Genomic DNA, 19,838 nt, shown 5'->3' on the forward strand with positions numbered 1-19,838 from the left:
GGGGTCAATCGGCAGGGCGTTCCGGGCAGGCTTCGCCCACCACGGTGCCGTCATAGGATTTGTCGCCACAGTCGTTCAGCTCGTGCCAGACATAGCCGCGTCCGTCCGAGGTGATCGCGACGATGCGGTCCACGCCGTAATTAATGTTCTTCTGGCCCAGAAAGGTCAGCGCGGTGCCTTCCTCTATTTCTGCGGCGATGGCTTTGGCGTCGAAGCAATGAAACCACCCCGGCGCGTTGCGCGGCGTCATTTCGTCGCTGACGACATAGGTCTCGGTCAGCATCGCGAGGCTCAGCGAGGTTTCAAAACACGCGCGATAGCGGATGGGCGAGCTGTCGGCGTCGATGGCGCGAAAGTTATCGGTCAGGATCGGTTCAGATGTGTTCGAATTGATCGACACCAGTAACACGCCTTCGTCCGGCGCGTCGACCTCGTGATAATATCCGTAGACCTGCAAATAATAAAGCGCGAGACCTGCAATGGCTGCTGCAACCAAGATGACGCCTCCTACGATTTTACCGTTCATGCCGCATCTTCCGACCAGCCGCCGGCCCGTGTCTGAACAAACGCGTCAGCGCAGGCTTTGGCAAGGGTGCGCACGCGTCCGATATAGGCCTGACGCTCGGTGACCGAGATAACGCCGCGCGCGTCCAGCAGGTTAAAGATGTGGCTGGCCTTGATGCATTGGTCATAGGCGGGGTGCGCCATGACGATGCGCTTGCCGGTCTTGGGGTCAAGGGCATCATGCGCAAGGATCGCCTTGCACTCGTTTTCAGCCTCGACAAAGTGATCCAGCAGCACGTCGGTATTGGCAACATCAAAGTTCCAGCGGGCGTATTCTTCTTCGGTCTGCTTGAACACATCGCCATAGGTCAGCGGGATCGGCGCGTCGGGGCTGTTGAACGGCATGTCCATCACGTGATCGACCCCCAGAACATACATCGCCAGACGCTCAAGCCCGTAGGTCAACTCTCCCGATACAGGATGGCAGTCGTGACCGCCGACCTGCTGGAAATAGGTGAACTGCGACACTTCCATACCATCGCACCAGACTTCCCAGCCCAGACCCCATGCGCCCAATGTCGGGCTTTCCCAGTCATCTTCGACAAAGCGGATGTCATGCAGCGCCATGTCGATCCCGATTGCCTCGAGCGACCCAAGGTACAGCTCTTGCAGATTGGGCGGGCTGGGTTTGATCAGCGCCTGAAACTGGTAGTAGTGCTGCAAGCGGTTCGGGTTTTCACCATATCGCCCATCGGTCGGACGACGCGACGGCTGCACATAGGCCGCGGCCCATGGGTTGGTGCCAAGCGCGCGCAGGGTCGTCGCCGGGTGGAACGTACCCGCGCCGACTTCCATGTCGTAGGGTTGTAGAATCGCACAGCCCTGACGCGCCCAATAGGACTGTAGAGCGAGGATGATTTCCTGAAATGAACGGGGGCGCTGGACCGGGTCGGACATAAGATTTTGCCTTTGCTGCTGCGCGCCTTTCCTAAGGCGCTGTCGCGGTCGGGTCAATTGGCAGCTTTGTGATGATTTGCCCTGTCTCAAGCATGGTATTTTGCGCGCGTTCCTGCTTATCTACTGCAAGTTTAAATCCTTGAGAGCACCCGTACCTATGACGCGACTGTTTGCGGCCCTGATCGCCGCCTTGTTTATCGCCCCGTTCGCCTTTGCACAGTCTGCCGATGATGTGGTTTGGATACAGGTAGAAGCCCAGCCTAATCTGGCGGCGGCGACCGATCGCGCGCGTGCCTACAGTGCCAGCCTTGAGGATGTAAACGGGTTTGCCCTTGGGGGCAGCTGGTATGGAATCGCGGTTGGTCCCTATTTGCGCGACGACGCCGAACTGCTGCTGCGGCGCTACCGACAGGACGGGGTGATTCCACGCGACAGTTTCATCCAGCTCTCCGATAAATTCCAACAGCAATTCTGGCCCGTGGGTGCGAATGTCTTGAACATTCCGCTAATCTCTCCGATTGAACCCGCCGCCCCGAGCGAGGCGCAGACGGACGAAGAGATTACACAGACCACCCTGCCCCCCGCCGGCGAAACGCTGGACCAAGAAGAAGCCCCCACTGCAGAAGCCGAGACGACACAGGTGCCCGTCCTGCCAGAGCCGCCCAAAGACGAGACCCTGTCAGAGGCCCGCGCCAGCGAGCGTGATCTGGACCTCACCGCACGTGAACAGCTACAGATCGCGCTGAAGTGGGCCGGCTTTTACAATGCATCGATTGACGGTGCCTTCGGGCGAGGCACGCGTGGGTCTATGGCCGATTGGCAAGAGGCCAACGGCTATGAAGCGACCGGCGTGCTGACCACGTTGCAGCGGGCAGATTTGATAGGCCAATATAATGCCGTGCTAGAAGGGCTGGGCCTGCAGACCGTGCGCAACGCCGATGCTGGCATCGAAATGGTGATGCCCACCAAAGTGGTCACCTTTGACCGGTTCGAGCCCCCCTTTGCCCATTACAATGGTACCGGCGACATTGATGCGCGGGTTCTGCTGATCAGTCAGGCTGGCGATCAGGACACGCTCTTTGGTTTGTATGACATCATGCAGACCCTTGAAATCGTGCCCGAAGAAGGCCCACGTGACCGTAAATCCAACAGCTTTGAACTGATCGGCGAAGACGGGCGGATCGTCAGCCAGACGCAGGTGTCCCTCGAGAATGGCGAGATCAAAGGCTTTACCCTGATCTGGCCCGCCGGTGACGAAGACCGCCGTCGCCGCGTGATCGCCGAGATGACGAAATCCTTTAGCCGCCTACCTGGCACGCTGGATGCCGCTGCAGGGTCCGGTGATCGTCAGGCTGTCGATCTGGTTTCCGGTCTGCAAATCCGGTCGCCAAAGATCTCGCGCTCGGGCTTTTTCATCGACGGGCGTGGTACGGTTGCGACGACCTCTGAGGCTGTGCAAAGCTGTGGCCGCCTGACGCTGGACGACGAGACAGAGCTCGACGTGTTGGTCGATGATACGGCCAGCGGCATCAGCTTGCTGAAACCCCGCGTTGCTCTGTCACCGCTGGATGTGGCCGCGTTCAACACAGTGCCCCCGCGGTTGCAGTCTGAAATCGCGGTTGCGGGCTTCCCCTATGAGGGCGTGCTTGGCTCTGCCACCGTGACCTATGGCACTCTGGCCGATGTGCGTGGGCTACAGGGCGAGGAAAACATCGCCCGCCTCGCGCTTTCTGCCCGCAGTGGCGACGCAGGCGGCCCGATCCTTGATAGCGACGGGCGCGTGCTGGGGATGCTGCTGCCCCGTGCGAATGGCGCGCGCGAACTGCCCGAAGATGTCGCCTTTGCCGTGGAAGCCAAGGTCATTGCGGACCTCGCGCAAAGGGCCGGTGTCAGCGTGGATACAACGGTTGCCAGCACCGCGTTCAAGCCGCACGACCTGCGCGAAAAAGCCAAGGGTATGACCGTTCTGGTCAGCTGCTGGGAATAAAGAAAACCCCGGCCCTCGGCGTTATGCTGGGGACCGGGGCAAAGCTGCAATTGCTGCCATAAAAGTTAAGACAGATCAGCCCGCGGTTTGCGGCGTCAGATAGATCAACGTCGGACGATCTGCCCTGAACGCTTTGGCCAGAACCTCGGGTAGGTCTGCCAATGATTTTGGGGCGACTGCATTTGCGCCGTAGGCCTCTGCCAATTTACAGAAATCGGGATTGTGGGCGATGACCGCATTCGGTGCGATCTGCGCACGGGTCATGCTGTCTTCGATCTCGCCCAATTTGCCGTTGTCCCAAAGGATGATGGGCAATGCCAGGCCCAGTTCTACCGCTGCGCCAAGTTCTTGCACCGTGTATTGAAAACCGTAGTCGCCGATGATCGCCAGTGTGGGCAGCCCGGGTCGTCCGATGGCCCCGCCAATCGCCGCAGGCGTGGCATAGCCCAAGGTGCCAAAGCCGTAGGGGTGGTGCCAATGGCCGGGGCGGTCCACCTCCCATACTTCGGTTGCGGCATAGGCGAATTGCGTCATGTCGGAATAGACCATCGTGCCCTCGGGCGTGGCGGCCTTAACGGCGTCAACCACGGCGAGGATGCCCGGACGCTCCATATCCACCTCGGAACGCCAACGCTTGCACCACTTCGCGACCTCGGCGGCGGTCCACCCCTTCGCGGTCCCGTTCGCGGGCAAGGCGGCATCCAGCGCTCCCATCACCTGCGCCGCATCCCCAAGGATTGCAAAGCCCGCCGCCTGCGGGTCGGCCAGAACGGAAGGATCAATATCAATCCGTACCAGTTCGCCCGAATGTCCCAATTCAGGGCGCCACATATCCACCTCTGCCAGTTCCGTGCCGACTGCGATCACCAGATCTGCCTGCGCGATCACATCCACGCTGCTTTCCCGCGCAAGGCAGGCCCCAAAGTGCAATGGCGCGTCGGGCGATACGATGCCGCGACCTGCATAAGTGGTCATGCTCGCGGCCTGCCAGCGGGCCAGCAACGCGTCGGTGTTTTGCACACCAACAGCGCCGCCGCCAAAGATGAACAACGGCTTTTGCGCGGCCTGCAGCTTTTGCGCCAGCGCTTTGATCTGGGCGGGATCGCCGGCGGGTCGTGTTGCGCTGACCGACCTAGGCTGCGCGGGCGCGGCTTCGGCTTCCAGCAGATGGATCGGCACAGAGATGTGTTTGGATCGCGCCCGACCGGAGGCGAATTCGGTCAAGGCCCGGTCGATCAACTGATATGCCGCGGGCGCGGTCAACGCCACTTCGGACCAGTCGCAGACGGTTTCTGCCGCGGCGCGCTGGTCTTTCATCTGGTGCAACTGCCCCTTGCGTGCCGCCGTTTCGTCCAGACACGAGGACAGCACCAACACCGGCACGGAATCGCTATAGGCCTGCCCCATGGGCGTCATCACGTTGCACAGACCCGGACCGGTAATAACGTATGCTACCCCGGGCTTGCCCGTCGCACGGGCATAGCCGTCGGCCATGAAGCCGGCCCCCTGCTCGTGTCGCGCAAGCACATGGGTCAGCCCCGCCTCTTCGATGCCGCGATACATTTCCTGGTTGTGCACGCCGGGGATCCCAAAGATCACCTCTACCCCGCGGGCCTTTAGCATATGAGACATCTGGGCCCCCAAGGGACGGGTTTGTGTATCGCTCATTATGCTCTCCAAAATTTGAATGTCAGAATAACGTAGACCGCCATAAGTTCCAGCCGTCCGACCAGCATCGCAGCCGTCAGGATCCACTTGGCCGTATCGTTTAGCGTGCTAAAATTGCCAGCAGGGCCGATGATCTTGCCCAGACCCGGCCCGATGTTGCCCAACGCGGCCCCCGCCCCCGATACCGAGGTCACAAAATCCAGTCCGGTCATGCTCAGCGCCACGGCAACCAGCCCCAGCGTCAGCGTGAAGAACATAAAGAAAGACATGACCGAAATCATGACATCGCCACTGATAGGACGGCCATCATAGCGCGGGGTAAAGATGCCGTGGGGCGAGCGGATGCGCTGCAACTGGGCGCGGATTGACGCGAACAACAACTGATATCGGAAGATCTTGATCGAACAGGCCGTCGACCCCGCGCAGCCGCCGATCAGGCCGGTGAAAAAGAACAGCGCAACGGGAAACGGGCCCCAGGTCATATAATCGACCGACGCAAACCCTGTACCCGAAATGATGGAAGTGATGTTGAACAATGCTTCGCGCAGGGATTGCTCCCAGTGCTGCGGAAACACAGACTGGATCGAGATGAAGATCAGCCCGACCAAGACAGCAATCGTCATCAAGAACCCCCGCACCTGCGGATCACGGTGGAGCGCCAGCGGGTTGCCGTTCAACAATTGCACATAGCGCACGAACGGTAACGCCGCGAGCACCATGAAGATCGACGCCGCGTATTCCGCATTGCCAGCGAATGTCCCAAAAGACGCGTCATAGTTCGAAAACCCGCCCGTGGACACGGTTGTGAGCGCATGAACCGTGGCGTCAAAGACGTTCATCCCCAAGGTTAAATACGTCAGGGCACAGGCAAAAGTAAGCCATACATAGATGACCGAAATCTGGCTGGCGATCTGACCGGCGCGTGGCAGAATTTTTCCAAAGGTGTCAAAGGCTTCGGATTTGAAGATCTGCATACCGCCAACCCGCAGCTCGGGCAGGAAAACCATCGCAACAACAATGATACCAATACCACCAAGCCACTGCAGAATTGCACGCCACAGCAGCAACCCTTTGGGCAAATCATCCAATCCGGTAAATACCGTCGATCCGGTGGTGGTCATGCCCGACATGGCCTCGAACACAGCATCGACGAAACGTGCTTCGGTCGCGCCCAGCATAAACGGCAGTGCGCCGAACAGCGGCAGCATCAACCAGACGGCTGTGGTCAGCAAAAAGGTCTGCTGGATGGTCAGCCCTTCTTTGACGCCATTGGCGCAGGCCAGCGCGATCATACTCCCGCCCAGCATCGTGATCAGACCCGCCTCTACGAACACGGGCCAGTGGCCGCGCCCTTCGGCAATATCGACCAGCATCGGCACGATCATCGCAATACCAAGCACCGACACCAACAGGCCGATGACGTATCCAACAGGGCGCAAATCCAACATCCGCGCAGCGTTGGCGCGGTGGCGCGTCGGTGTCAAGGACACGCCCTATCGTAAAACGCAAAACGACCCGAGCAAGACACACTCGGGCCGTTCAAAATCAAACTGAAAGACGTTCAGACGTAGAATGTATCGCGGAAGACATGGTGCACGATTTCGTCACGCTTGATGCCCATTGCCGACAGCTCTTCGTCCGTTCTGGACTGCAGGAACGTCACCTGACGCATCCGGCCCGAGTTTGCGCCCATATTAACCAAGCCCGTCCAGATCGCTGCGAAAAATCCGCCGATGACGGCGAAAGGCGCTTTGATGGTTGGGACGTTACTGTGCGAAATTGTGTTGTTATAAGCCATACTAAACTCTCGATTTACCTTGGCATTTCTGCCGGTTACCTTGTTCTACCTCTCAATATAGCGAAGCAGTGGGGGATGAGAACCGACGTTTCTGCATAGCAGCATCCCGAACATGCCGCATCGCAGCATAGCTGCGCCCATGTTTCAAGCAAACACCCCGAGGGCCTGCGTATAAACCGCGCAATGTGAAAATTCTGGACGCCACCCCTGCAAAGGGGGCACGTGCTCAGCCGACGTGGAACAGCGTGCTGAACAGTTTTGGGTCGATGCTCTGTGCGGCAAAGGTTTCCCCCTGCGTGAGCATCGAAATCGCGTCATGACTGTGCAGGCTTTCTTGATGGCTGGCCACGACACGAAAATCGCCCACCCGAGGTTCAGCCTGTAGCTGTTCACAAAACAGCCGCGCCGCATCTTCGACAAAAATCGGATTGGCTGCATTCAGCTCGGCAAAGGCCTGTTCATCCTCACGTTTCACCATCACTTGCGTCTCTGTCGGAACAGCACGGCGTGCGAGGTCGATCAGGTCTTCGAACCACAGGCAGGTTTCATCGCAATTCACTTCAACGGAAATACGCGCGACCGACCGTTGCGAATGCGGCGTGGCCAACTGCCCCCGCGTGGCACGCGCATGTTCGGACAGTTCCAGCGAACACGGGCAGGTCGAGGAATAGACGTAATCGAGGTGAATGATCTTCTTGCGCGCGCCGCCTGCCTCGACCAGTTCCAGCGCGATGTCGTAATACTGATATCCCGAAAGACCGGACCGCAGGCTTCCGATTTTTACCGGAAAGGAGAACCGCATTTGGATACGCGCGTCATAGCTCTCGAGGTCGGATTTATAGTCGTCCAGCGCGGCTTCCATCACCTCGAAGCTGAACACCTCATCCGCGTGCTTGTAGAAACTGCGCATAATGCGGGACATGTTGATGCCCTTTTTATCCGCCTCCAGACTGACCGATCCGGTGACCGAGGTCTCGAGTGTTAGATCGCCGCCGTCACGTGTATGGAATCGCATTGGCAGGCGAAAATTCGAAATCCCAACATGCTGGATTTGCTGTTTAGCACCGCGGATCAGGCTGGACGGGCCGTTCTGCAAATCCGGCAACGTCGCTTTATAATTATCGCCGACCGCAAAATCACTGGGATAGTCACGGTTGAACTGCGGATAGCTTTCGACGTTCTGCAACAATTTGGCGAGCGACGGATCCAGCGCTTCTATCTCGATCGCATCGGCCTTGCGCGCCCAGGCCCGCAACGTATCAAGTGCTGCAACCGCGTCATCACGGTCCGGTATCACTGTCGCGGCGATATTCATGGCAGGGCCCTTTCGCAAGATATCCCCTATATAAGCGAAAACGGGGGCTTTACCAATGTTCCGTCCAGCGGAACGGGTAAAGCCCCTGCTGCATCACTTCAATGTGTCCAATGCCTGGTGGATGTCGGCGATCAGATCATCCACGTCCTCAAGCCCGGCTGACAAGCGCACAAGACCCGGTGTGATCCCGAGGGTTGCTTTCTGGTCGTCTGGCAAACGCTGGTGCGTTGTCGTAGCCGGATGGGTTGCGATGGATTTCGCATCGGCAAAATTATTCGAGATGGTGATGATCTCGAGCGCGTTAAGAAAGGCAAAACACGCCTCCTTGCCACCTTTGACCTCTACCGCAAAAACGGTACCCGCCGAAGGCGCATGAGACATAGCCAGCGCGTGCTGTGGATGGCTGGCGTGGGTTGGATAGCGCACCGCGCTGAGCTTGGGGTGCCCGTTCAACGCGTCAGCGATCTTCCAGGCGGCGTCGGCTTGGGCCCGCACCCGCAGGTCGATTGTTTCAAGCGCCTTAAGATGTGTCCAGGCGGTGAACGGATTCATCGCGCCACCGGTATGCTTCATATAGGCCTCGACGGGGCCGCGGATCAGCTCTTTGGGCCCGCAGATTGCGCCGCCCAGCATACGTCCCTGCCCGTCCACATGTTTCGTGGTCGAGATGATCGCGATATCCGCGCCACATTCCTTGGCATAGGAAAACACCGGCGTCGCCATCGCGTCATCCACCAGCACCAGCGCGCCCACGGCATGCGCCGCCTTCACCACATGGCGCATATCGACGACTTCCAACGTGGGGTTCGAAATGCTCTCGAAGAAAACCATGGTCGTGTCAGGGCGGATAGCGGCATCCCATGCAGCATTATCCGTTCCGTCAATCAAGGTGACCTCGACCCCGAAACGTGCCAAGATATCCTCAAGCACATACAGGCACGACCCAAACAGCGCGCGCGCAGCCACCACATGATCGCCTGCCTTCAAAAGCGACGTTAGCGCGCCGCTGACTGCAGCCATGCCGGAGGTACAAGCGAAACAATCCTCATATCCCAACAGGTCGGAAATACGGTCTTCGAACATGCGCACGGTCGGGTTGCCGTAGCGTGCGTAGATGAATTCGTCGTCACCCAGCGACTGGAACCGCGCCTCGGCCTGTTCGGCGCTTTCATAGACGAACCCCTGGGTCAGGAACACTGCCTCAGAGACTTCGTTATACTGGCTGCGGCGCGTGCCACTGTGCACAGCCTTGGTCCGTGGTTTCCAATTGTCGCTCATGCTTTTATCCTTCCTGACCTGCTGCGCAGCAGGCGTAAAAAAACCCCAGACGCGGTCAAGCGAAAGGGGGCTTTCATCCTGACCTTTTAGCGGAATTTGGCAGATTTCTCTGCCCGTGGCCCGCAATCCGGTATCAAATCGCCACATATCATCTGCTACGCCCCTCGCCCGCTCTCGTCAACTACAACAGCAGGATGCCTTGCCAGCCGCCTTCCAAATGGCAAAAAATCCCGGGGGTGCTGCCCCATTTGGGGCAGCGGGGGCTGGCCCCTTTTTTCAACTTTCGTCCTTCTCCAGACCGTAGGTCTGAAACAACCGCCCTTGCGTCATGAAAAACACAAACACCGCTGCCGTCAGCCCGAAGGTTTTGAAATAAACCCATGTCTCGGTGCTGGTGAAACGCCAGATCAGCTCATTCGCGAGCGCCAGACCAAAGAAACAGAGCATCAGCCGTTTGGTCAGGATCATCCAGCCCGCGTCGTTCAGGGGCATCATCTCTTCCATCACGTATTTCAAATACGATTGCCCGCGCGCCAAGCCGATCGCCAGCAGCACCGCGAACAGAAGGTAGATCGCAGTAGGTTTCATCTTGAAGAACCGTTCGTCGTTCAGCCAGACCGAGAGCCCGCCAAACAGTGTCACCAGAATGACTGTGGTGACCTGCATCCGGCTGATCTTGCCCGTCAGCGCCCAAAGCGCCCCCGTCGCCAGGATCAACAGCGGTACAAAGGCCGCCGTGACAACAATAAAGCCACTGTAGTCGGTCCCCCAAAGGGTGAACGTCTCGTCCTTGAAGCGCAGATAGGCGACAAAGAATATCAGCACCGGCCCGTATTCAAGCGCCGATTTGACAAAGGGGTTAATCTCGCGTGTCGTGCTCATCTTGCTCTCCAGTTATCCGCCCATTTCCACGATCACCGCCCCAAGCGCGATCAGCGCCATTAGGGCAATGCGGCGCGGGCCTACGGTTTCTTTCAGCACCAACCAGCCGATCAGCGCCGCAAACACGGTCGACGTTTCGCGCAGCACTGCGGCCTCGCCCACTTTGTCCAAACGCGTTGCCAGCATGATCGACCCAAAGCTGAAGAACGCGACAAAGCCCCCCGCGACGCCGCGGGTCATCAGCGGGCCAAGGTCGGGACGGTCTTCCATGCGCAGCCAGCGTCGGGAGGCGATCACGGGCATCACCAGACCGTCGATCATGAAAAACCACGCCAGAAAGGTAAACGGATCCCCTGTCGCGCGGATGCCGTATGCGTCAAAGGTCGTGTACAGCGCGACAAACAGCCCTGTTAGAACAGCAAGCCCCAAGGCCGCATTCAGCGTATCGCGTTCGGACACGAGGTACACAAAGTTGTAAAGCGCCAGCCCAAAGATCCCCGCGACGAGCACGCCAACCCCCAACCACTGTACGCCGGTAAAGCTCTCTTCGAAAATCAGATAGGCACCAATGACCGTGAACAAAGGCCCCGTCCCGCGCACCACCGGATAGACGACAGTATAAGCCCCTTTGGTATAGGCCCAAGCCTGCAACAGTTTGTAAACAATGTGGATCGCCCATGCGCCGGCAAAAATGGCCCACATGTGCGGCTCGGGCCATGGCACGACAAAAAGCGCGAAAGGTGCCGCCATCAGGCAATAGGAAAAGTCGATCGCTCCGCGGGTCAGCCACGGGTCATGCCGCCCTTTTTGCAATGCGCCAAACACCGCATGCAAAAGCGCCGCGGCCAACGCCAACCAAAGCGCCGCTTGGTGCCCCGCTTCGGTGCCTTCGATCTGGGTGATCCATTCGGTCATTTTGCCGACCCATTATGGTGCGTCACTGCGGGTCCAACCCCAACAAGGCATCTGCAAATTCTTGTGGATCAAAAGGCTGCAGGTCATCGATCTGCTCGCCAACACCAATCGCGTGGATCGGCAACCCGAACTTATCTGCAAGTGCCACCAGAACGCCGCCCTTAGCGGTGCCGTCAAGCTTGGTCATGACCAGACCGGAAACATCTGAAATCTCTTGGAAAACCTTGACTTGATTCAAGGCATTCTGTCCCGTCGTCGCGTCCAACACCAACAGGGTGTTATGCGGCGCGCTTGGGTCTTTCTTGCGGATCACGCGCACGATCTTGGCCAGTTCCTCCATCAGGTCGCCACGATTTTGCAGCCGCCCGGCCGTATCGATCAGCAGCAGGTCCGCCCCGTCACGTTCGGCCTGTGTCATCGCATCAAACGCAAGACTTGCCGGATCGGAGCCCTGCGCCGCCGTCAGCACAGGCACATCGGCGCGTTCACCCCAGACCTGCAACTGTTCGACCGCGGCGGCCCGAAAAGTATCGCCCGCTGCGATGACCACGTTCTTGCCTGCAGCCTTGAACTGACTCGCGAGCTTGCCAATTGTGGTCGTTTTGCCCGAACCGTTTACGCCCACCACCAGCACGACCTGCGGCATCTTGGCATAAATCGGCAAAGGTTTCGCGATCGGGTCCATGATCCGTGCGACCTCTGTCGCCAGCAAGCGTTTGATTTCATCGACAGAAAGCCGCTTGCCGAACCGACCCTCGGCCATGTTCGCGGTGACGCGCAACGCGGTATCCACACCCATGTCGGTCGAAATCAGCAGCTCTTCCAGCTGCTCCAGCATTTCGTCGTCCAACACGCGCCGCACCACGGGGGCTGCGGCACTGCGACCCATCAACCGGCCCATCAGGCCCGGCTTGGTCGGTGCCGGCTGTTGTGGCGCTGGCTCCAGATCGGGGCCCGCGGGTGCGATGGTTTCGCGCAAAGGGACCGGTGCGGGGCGGTCGCCCTCATCCGCTGGCAATGGTGCAGGTTCATCATCCACTGCTTCGGGCAGGGCCTCGGCAGCGGCTTCGGGGGCGTCCATCACCTGATCCACAGGAACTTCGTCGATTGTTTCGGGCGTATCCGTGGCCCCGCCGTCTTCGACAATCGCCTCAAGCCCCTCGTCAATCTTGGACGAGGATTTGAACATTTTGGATTTCAGCTTTTGAAAAAAGGCCAAGCGCGCTCTCCGAATTGTCAGGCGTTTTCCATGATCTATAGGCTCAATAGACAGGATGGAAGGGCGACAACAGCAATTGACAGCGCAGAGCATGTCGCACACCAAGTCCCTATGCGATTTTTATGGATGCTCTGTGTGATAGTGTTGGCGGGAACGGCGCAGGCCGAACCGGATCGGCGGTACTGTTCCAGCACCAAATGGGGCCACGCCCACTGCATCCGGCCTGCGCATTTTGTTTATGACACCTGCAACGCGATCAAGGTTTTTTCGGATCGGCATGAGCTGGACAGCGGTTTTTTTGCGCGGTTAATCTGGCAGGAAAGTCGGTTTGATCAAAACGCGCTGAGCCACGCCAACGCGCGTGGGATCGCGCAATTCATCCCTTCAACCGCGGCGCTGCGGGGGCTGAAAGACCCGTATAACCCCGCCGATGCGCTAGAGCATTCGGCACAATATCTCGCTGAAATGAAACAGAAATACGGCAACGAAGGTCTGGCTGCGATCGGCTATAACGGCGGCGAACGACGCGCCGAAGGGTTTCTGGAAGGCAGGGGGCTTGCGCCCGAAACCATCGCCTACGTCCCGATCATCACCGGCCTCACAGCAGAGCAATGGCGCGACAGTCCGCCCAAGGCACCTGATTTTCGATTGTCCAAAACCCAACCCTTCTTGCCTGCCTGCTACGAGATGGCACGTAACCGCCGCGTCACCGCGCTTAGGGTCACGCCCCCTGCTCCGGTGATCAAACCCTGGGGGGTTCAGGTGTCGTTCGGGACCAGCAAAGCGCGTGCGCGCGATAAGGCCAACGCCCAAACCGCAAGTTGCCGCAGCGCGATCAATGGGAAGCGACTGGACTTTATATTCAAGAAAAACCGCGTCTCGCGCCGAAAGGGGTTCTTTTTCGGGCAATATGGCAGCGACACACGCACCGGTGCCCAGCGCCTGTGTGACAGGATGCGGACCACGGGATGCAGCTGTCTGGTGGTACAGAACTAGCGGCCTGCTTGGCTGGCGAGGTCAAGCGGGCCGCCGTGTTGCGTGGTCAAACCTCGTCGGGAAAGTGTTTGATAACCATGCGGATCGGGTTCGGCGCGGCCTGCCCCAGACCGCAGATGGACGCGTCGACCATGGCGGTCGACAATTCCTCAAGCAGCGGCTTATCCCATCGATCTGCCTGCATTAGCTTCACCGCTTTTTCGCAGCCAACGCGACAGGGCGTGCATTGACCGCAGCTTTCATCCTCGAAAAAGCGCAGCATGTTCAACGCAGCACCTTTTGCACTGTCACGGTCCGACAGCACCACGACTGCGGCGGACCCAATGAACGACCCATGCGGCTGCAACGTATCAAAGTCGAGTGGGATGTCATTCATAGAGGCGGGAAGCAGCCCCGATGACGGGCCGCCCGGTTGGTAAGCCTTGAACCGATGCCCGTCGGCCATGCCACCGGCAGCTTCGATCACATCCGTGATGGTTGAGCCAGCGGGCAGTTCATAAATACCAGGTTTTGCCACGCGGCCCGACACTGAATAGCTGCGCAGCCCCTTGCGCCCATTCTTTTCCGTGCTGTTCAGCACCTGGGGCCCTTCGCGACAAATACGTGCCACCCAATGCAGTGTTTCGACATTGTGCACCAATGTCGGGCGACCGAAAATGCCGACTTGCGCCACATAGGGCGGACGATGACGCGGCAGCCCGCGCTTGCCTTCGATGCTTTCGATCATGGCGGATTCTTCACCGCAGATATAAGCCCCCGCGCCACGCCGCAGGTCGATATATCCCGCAGCGACAATCCCAGCATCCTCCAGCGCCGTAATTTCCCTGCGAAGCAGCGCAAGCACCTGCGGATATTCGTCCCGCATGTATAAGAACACTTTTTCTGCCTCGACGGCCCAGGCGGCGATCAGCATCCCTTCGAGGAACAGATGCGGTACCCGTTCCAGATACCAGCGGTCTTTGAATGTGCCCGGCTCGCCTTCGTCGCCGTTGACGGCCAAGTAGCGTGGTCCAGCGTTGTCACGGACAAAACCCCATTTCTTACCGGATGGGAAACCGGCACCACCAAGCCCGCGCAAACCGGCCCCCAACAGGCTTTCTTGGACTGCCTCCCAATCGCCATCACGACGCAGTTCCTTGAGCGTGTCATACCCCCCGCCGGCGGTATAAGCGTCAAAGCCTTCGTAGTCAGGCACATGCACATGGGTATCGCCTGCCACGATAACCTGTTTCACCTTGTCCAACGTCGCGTGATCGACAAAGTTATGCCCGATCTCGAGCGCCGGCGCGGTATCGCAACGCCCCATACAAGGCGCGCGTACGACACGTACCGCTGACGCATCCAACCCATCCTCTAGCGCGGCCTTCAGCGCCTGCGCCCCGGCGAGTTCGCATGATAGCGAATCGCAGACCCGTATGGTGAGCGCGGGCGGTGGTGTTTCCCCCTCCTTCACCACGTCAAAGTGGGCATAAAAAGTTGCGACTTCGTAAACTTCCGCCATGCTCATGCGCATTTCTTCGGCCAAAGCCCGCAAATGCGCGGCAGAAAGATGCCCGTATTTATCTTGAATAAGATGCAAATATTCAATCAGCAGGTCTGCACGACGGGGCTTGTCCTCCAGCAAGGCGCGGACGTCTTCCCATGGGCCATCCTGCAACTGACGCCCCTTGGGGTGGCTGCGCCCCTTCCCCTTACCGGATTTCCAGACGCCTTTTCGCGGCGCGTTTGCACCCGCCGTTTCGTGATCATCCAACGCCATCGATCTGCCCTCTCGTATCGCTTTGTCGTCACGCTACCAAAGCCGTAGCGGCTTGCGCAGGTAAAAAGCGACCAATCCGCAGCGCTTTACGCGGTGGGTGCGGCGCCGGATGCTCTTTTTCACGCGCGGTTTCACGTATATGAAACACATACCTTAGCGGAGCCGCCCTATGTTCTGGTATAGCATCGCCAGCCTGACCCCAGCGATACTTTTGATCGTCGCCTGTCTGCGGGGTGGTCCCTGGCCGCTATTCGCCGTGTTTTCGATCACTGTGGTGGTGTTCTTCCTCGACCGGCTGTCGCGCAGACTGCCAACGCTGGCCCATACAGGTCGCGCGCTCAGCCTGATGCTTGCAGCAGTGCATTTCATCCTTTTACCGCTTGGCGTTTGGGCGCTGGCGGACAGCCCCATTTTGAATACGACGGACAAGGTACTGATCTATATCGGGCTTGGTCTGTTCTTCGGCCAGATCTCGAACTCCAACGCGCATGAACTGATCCACGCCTCGACGAAATGGCCCAGACGGATCGGCACCGCGATCTATTGCAGCTTACTGCATGGGCATCACGTCTCTGCCCATCTGCGCGTGCATCACATCCATGTGGCAACGGACAGCGATCCCAATTCGGCCAGATTGAGCGAAGGATTCTATGCCTATGCCCTGCGTGCACTGCGCGGGGAGTTCATGGCCGGCTTACATGCCGATAGCCGCCAACGGCGCGGCAAGCGGCATGTGCTGACACACCCTTATGTCGTATATATCTTGGGGGCGATATTTACGCTCGCCGCCAGCTTTGCGCTGGCCGGCTGGCGCGGGGTCGTCGCGATGCTGGCCGTAGCGGCCTACGCCCAGCTGCAACTGCTGCTGTCTGACTATGTGCAGCACTATGGCCTGCGTCGCACCGTCAAAGAGGATGGCAAAACCGAACCCGTGGGACCGCAGCACAGCTGGAATGCGCCCGCATGGTATTCCTCGGCAATGATGTTGAACGCGCCGCGCCATTCCGACCACCATATGCGGCCTTTGCGCGCTTTTCCGGCACTCGACCTGATACCGGGCACCATGCCTATGCTTCCGCGATCCCTGCCGGTGATGGCCGTTCTAGCCCTTGTACCACCGCTTTGGCGTCGGGTGATGGACCGCCGCGTGGCCCGCTGGCAGCCCCTAAGCGATCAAGACTAGATAACGCGCAGGGTTTCTGGCACGCTGCAGCAATGAAGCAATTTGCACTGATACTTGCCCTAGCATCCGCCACCCCTCTGGCCGCGCAGTCGACGATGTCAGCGGATGAGTTTGATACCTATACCCGCGGCAAAACTCTGTTTTATGCGCAGAACGGAGAGACCTATGGCGCGGAGCGGTATCTACGCAACCGCCGCGTCGAATGGTCATTTCTGGATGGAGAATGCAAATCCGGTAGCTGGTACGAAGATGACGGCAAGATTTGCTTTACCTATGACGAACGTCCCACGCCACAGTGCTGGCGTTTTCGCGAAGGGGCAGCTGGCCTGATCGCGCAGTTTGAAGAAGATCCCGCCACAACCGAATTATACGAGGCGCAAAATAGCGGGCAGGATTTTACCTGTTTCGGGCCAAAGGTGGGGGTTTGATCCCTTAAAACAGACTGCCTTGCTCTGGCGGTTTCTTGGTTGCCTTTTTGGGTGCGGCACCACCGCCGATTTTCATGGTGCCATCGACAAATTCGATCTCAAGCGCTGACGCATCCTGTGCCGCTTGTTTGGTGGTCACAACACCGCCGTCGCCCCGTACCACGGCATAACCACGTGCAAGGGTGGACTTATAACTTAGCGTTTCGTGCACACGGTCAAGGCCGGCCAGCTGCTTGTGCCACCCTTGGGTCTGGCGCTGCCCCGCATCTGAAATTCGCTGAGCAAGGGATTGAAAGGCTTCCTCTTTTCTCTTTCGGTCCTGTACCAGCGCATCGGGACGAAAGCGGGCGACCAATCCCTCAAGACGGCGCTTTTGCTCACGCCCCAAGGCCTCGGGGCGGAAGCGTTCGGTCAGGGCGGCCAGCCTGCGTTGCTCTGCCTGAAGGGTACGCCGCAGGGTCGCTGGACGCAGCGCGCCGGAGATATCAGATAAATGCACTTTGCGTTTTTGAACGCCGGCGGTCAGCGCGGGCCCCAAACGTGCGCCGCGCATATCCAGCCGCTGACGCGGGCCATCAAGCAGGCTGTCAGGGCGCGGCAACGCGCGCGCCATGTCGCGCAGTCGCTGATCGCGACGAGAAAGGCCCTGGCTCAGCGCTTGGGTCATCCGCGCCTCTTGCCCGTCCAGCAAGGCGACAAGCTCGTGCCGCACGGGCACGGCCAGTTCGGCCGCAGCCGTGGGCGTCGGCGCCCGCATGTCAGAGACAAAGTCGATCAGCGTTGTATCAGTTTCATGCCCGACCGCAGAGATCAGCGGGATATCCGACGCAGCAGCCGCCCGCGCGACGATCTCTTCGTTGAAACCCCATAGATCCTCGACCGAGCCGCCCCCACGCGCCACGATCAAGAGGTCGGGACGCGGCAACGCCCCGCCTGGGGTTAGCGCGTTGAAACCCTCAATGGCGCGGGCGACCTCGGGGGCGCATTTCGCCCCTTGTACGGCCACGGGCCAGATCAACACCTTGCGCGGAAACCGGTCGCGCAGACGGTGTAAAATGTCGCGGATCACCGCACCCGAGGGCGACGTTACCACCCCGATCACCTCTGGAAGATAGGGTAGCGGGCGTTTGCGTTCAGGGGCAAACAGCCCCTCTGCCGCCAGCGCTGCCTTGCGTTTTTCCAGCAATGCCATCAGCGCGCCCATGCCCGCCGGTTTAATATCCTCGATCACAATCTGGTACTTCGACTGCCCGCCGAACGTGGTGATGCGGCCTGTTGCGATCACCTCCATGCCCTCTTCGGGCTGGGTCTCAAGGCGGGCCGAAACCCCTTTCCAGATCACGCCGGAAATAACCGAACTGTCATCTTTGAGGTCCAGATAGATATGCCCCGACCGCGGGCGGCTGACGCGGCCCACCTCACCGCGAATCCGCACATGGCCAAATTCGCCCTCGATCACGCGTTTAATCGCACCCGAAAGCTCGGTTACGGTGAATTCGGGGCTGTTCTCCCCCTCGCGCGCGTCGTCGATCAAATCCATCAGCGGTGTCTTTCCGTCTTTATCTTGTGTCGGGCTCAGTCCCAGCTTAGAACGCGCAGCAACCAAGGCCAAGGGAGTGCAACCATGAACATCCTCATTCTGGGCAGCGGCGGGCGCGAACACAGTCTAGCCTGGGCCGTATTGCAAAACCCTAAATGCGACAAGCTGATCGTAGCACCGGGAAATGCCGGGATCGCCGCCATCGCAGACTGCGCCACTTTCGACATCAACGACGGCGCGGCAGTGGTCGGTTTTGTCGATGAAAACAACATTGATTTCGTCATTATCGGGCCAGAAGCCCCTCTTGCCGCAGGTGTGGGCGATGATCTGCGTGCTGCAGGCGTGCTGGTCTTTGGACCGTCGAAAGCAGCCGCGACGCTGGAAGCCTCCAAAGCCTTCACAAAAGAGATCTGCGACGCGGCAAACGCCCCCACCGCAGCCTATGGCCACTTTACCGACGCGGCTTCGGCGCGGGCCTATTTGGCCGACCACCCTGCCCCGATTGTGATAAAGGCCGATGGGCTTGCAGCGGGCAAAGGCGTCATCATCGCCGAAACCGATGACGAAGCCCTTGCCGCAGTCGATACAATGTTTGACGGCACATTTGGCGACGCGGGAGCCGAGGTGGTGATCGAAGAGTTCATGGACGGCGAAGAAGCGTCGTTTTTCGTGCTGTGCGACGGCGACACCGTGCTGCCCATCGGCACTGCGCAAGATCACAAACGTGTGGGCGACGGCGATACTGGGCCGAACACGGGCGGTATGGGTGCCTACTCCCCAGCACCCGTTTTGACCGACGAGATCGCCGAACGCGCTCTAGCGGAAATTATCCGCCCCACAATGGCCGAAATGGCCAAGCGTGGGACACCCTACCAAGGGGTGTTGTACGCGGGGTTGATGATCAAGGATGGTGCACCGAGATTGGTAGAATATAACGCCCGCTTCGGCGACCCAGAATGTCAGGTACTGATGATGCGCCTAGGTGCGCAGGCCTTTGATCTAATGCACGCCGCCGCCGAAGGCCGCCTGAACGAGGCACGCGTGAACTGGGCCGAAGATCACGCCGTCACCATTGTCATGGCCGCCCGAGGCTATCCCGGAATTTATGATAAAGGCAGCGTTATCAAAGGGCTGGATGCCCTACCCGAAGACAGCCGCAACATGGTGTTTCACGCCGGCACAGCCACGCAAGACGGTGTCATTACGGCTGTCGGCGGGCGGGTTCTGAATGTCACGGCACGGGGCGACACCTTGGCCGAGGCTCAAGCGCGTGCCTATGAAATGGTCGAGGCGATCGACTGGCCGGGCGGGTTCTATCGCCGTGATATTGGCTGGCGCGCGTTGTCCTGAGAGCGGGCTTGTTACGCATCTCGCTGGCTTAACCGGGGGCTAGCCCCCGGACCCCCCGG

General features: G+C 59.3%; 17 protein-coding genes. 5 read left to right on the top strand and 12 right to left on the bottom strand.

Annotation, left to right across the window (positions count from 1 at the left end; translation table 11 throughout):
- Positions 1-4: 4 nt before the first annotated feature.
- Both ACVBAU_RS13025 and ACVBAU_RS13030 read right to left on the bottom strand, forming a co-directional pair.
- Complete coding sequence (locus ACVBAU_RS13025) at positions 5-526, bottom strand: DUF6446 family protein (protein WP_138922935.1); 522 nt, start codon at positions 524-526, stop codon at positions 5-7.
- Positions 523-1,461, bottom strand: a complete 939-nt coding sequence (locus ACVBAU_RS13030; protein ID WP_237271420.1) for a glycine--tRNA ligase subunit alpha — start codon at positions 1,459-1,461, stop codon at positions 523-525. Before ACVBAU_RS13030 ends, ACVBAU_RS13025 begins: the two co-directional genes overlap by 4 nt.
- 157 nt (positions 1,462-1,618) lie before the next feature.
- Here ACVBAU_RS13030 and ACVBAU_RS13035 point away from each other — a divergent pair, with 157 nt between their 5' ends.
- A complete protein-coding gene (locus ACVBAU_RS13035) occupies positions 1,619-3,448 on the top strand; it encodes a serine protease (protein WP_448326718.1) in 1,830 nt (609 codons plus the stop codon).
- Positions 3,449-3,523: 75 nt separating this feature from the next.
- On the opposite strand, the gene ACVBAU_RS13040 is transcribed toward ACVBAU_RS13035, so the two are convergent.
- The 8 genes from ACVBAU_RS13040 to ftsY form a co-directional block, all read right to left on the bottom strand.
- The gene (locus ACVBAU_RS13040; protein ID WP_448328991.1) at positions 3,524-5,071 is read right to left on the bottom strand and encodes a 5-guanidino-2-oxopentanoate decarboxylase; all 1,548 of its coding nucleotides are present in this window, start codon (positions 5,069-5,071) and stop codon (positions 3,524-3,526) included.
- 44 nt (positions 5,072-5,115) lie between these two features.
- A complete protein-coding gene (locus tag ACVBAU_RS13045) occupies positions 5,116-6,564 on the bottom strand; it encodes a TrkH family potassium uptake protein (protein WP_171048964.1) in 1,449 nt (482 codons plus the stop codon).
- Positions 6,565-6,677: 113 nt separating this feature from the next.
- Positions 6,678-6,914 carry a hypothetical protein gene (locus tag ACVBAU_RS13050; RefSeq protein WP_138922931.1) on the bottom strand — a complete coding sequence of 79 codons (237 nt, stop codon included), beginning with the start codon at positions 6,912-6,914 and terminating at the stop codon, positions 6,678-6,680.
- Between the two features lie 226 nt (positions 6,915-7,140).
- Positions 7,141-8,229, bottom strand: a complete 1,089-nt coding sequence (gene folE2 / locus ACVBAU_RS13055) for a GTP cyclohydrolase FolE2 (protein WP_138922930.1) — start codon at positions 8,227-8,229, stop codon at positions 7,141-7,143.
- A 93-nt stretch (positions 8,230-8,322) separates the two neighbouring features.
- Complete coding sequence (locus ACVBAU_RS13060; protein ID WP_138922929.1) at positions 8,323-9,507, bottom strand: aminotransferase class V-fold PLP-dependent enzyme; 1,185 nt, start codon at positions 9,505-9,507, stop codon at positions 8,323-8,325.
- Positions 9,508-9,783: 276 nt separating this feature from the next.
- Positions 9,784-10,389 carry an inner membrane-spanning protein YciB gene (locus tag ACVBAU_RS13065; RefSeq protein ID WP_093732489.1) on the bottom strand — a complete coding sequence of 202 codons (606 nt, stop codon included), beginning with the start codon at positions 10,387-10,389 and terminating at the stop codon, positions 9,784-9,786.
- Between the two features lie 12 nt (positions 10,390-10,401).
- A complete protein-coding gene (locus ACVBAU_RS13070) occupies positions 10,402-11,304 on the bottom strand; it encodes a DMT family transporter (RefSeq protein ID WP_138922928.1) in 903 nt (300 codons plus the stop codon).
- Positions 11,305-11,326: 22 nt separating this feature from the next.
- Positions 11,327-12,523 (bottom strand): signal recognition particle-docking protein FtsY, encoded by a 1,197-nt coding sequence (ftsY, locus tag ACVBAU_RS13075; protein WP_448326719.1) that lies wholly within the window; start codon positions 12,521-12,523, stop codon positions 11,327-11,329.
- Positions 12,524-12,649: 126 nt separating this feature from the next.
- Between ftsY and ACVBAU_RS13080 the strand changes: the two genes are divergently transcribed.
- Positions 12,650-13,519 (top strand): lytic transglycosylase domain-containing protein, encoded by an 870-nt coding sequence (locus ACVBAU_RS13080; RefSeq protein ID WP_448326720.1) that lies wholly within the window; start codon positions 12,650-12,652, stop codon positions 13,517-13,519.
- Between the two features lie 46 nt (positions 13,520-13,565).
- Here the strand turns inward: ACVBAU_RS13080 and ACVBAU_RS13085 are convergent, their stop codons facing one another.
- A complete protein-coding gene (locus ACVBAU_RS13085; protein ID WP_448326721.1) occupies positions 13,566-15,278 on the bottom strand; it encodes an NAD(P)H-dependent oxidoreductase subunit E in 1,713 nt (570 codons plus the stop codon).
- A 169-nt stretch (positions 15,279-15,447) separates the two neighbouring features.
- Here ACVBAU_RS13085 and ACVBAU_RS13090 point away from each other — a divergent pair, with 169 nt between their 5' ends.
- Entirely contained in the window at positions 15,448-16,461 is a 1,014-nt protein-coding gene (locus ACVBAU_RS13090) for an alkane 1-monooxygenase (protein ID WP_448326722.1), read from the top strand.
- 32 nt (positions 16,462-16,493) lie between these two features.
- Positions 16,494-16,889 carry a hypothetical protein gene (locus ACVBAU_RS13095; protein ID WP_138922923.1) on the top strand — a complete coding sequence of 132 codons (396 nt, stop codon included), beginning with the start codon at positions 16,494-16,496 and terminating at the stop codon, positions 16,887-16,889.
- A gap of 4 nt (positions 16,890-16,893) precedes the next feature.
- Here the strand turns inward: ACVBAU_RS13095 and xseA are convergent, their stop codons facing one another.
- Positions 16,894-18,429, bottom strand: coding sequence for an exodeoxyribonuclease VII large subunit (gene xseA, locus ACVBAU_RS13100; RefSeq protein ID WP_448326723.1), 1,536 nt, complete (start codon positions 18,427-18,429; stop codon positions 16,894-16,896).
- Between the two features lie 84 nt (positions 18,430-18,513).
- Here xseA and purD point away from each other — a divergent pair, with 84 nt between their 5' ends.
- Positions 18,514-19,779 (top strand): phosphoribosylamine--glycine ligase, encoded by a 1,266-nt coding sequence (purD, locus tag ACVBAU_RS13105; RefSeq protein ID WP_448326724.1) that lies wholly within the window; start codon positions 18,514-18,516, stop codon positions 19,777-19,779.
- Positions 19,780-19,838 lie beyond the last annotated feature (59 nt).

Source organism: Sulfitobacter sp. M13, from assembly GCF_053474885.1.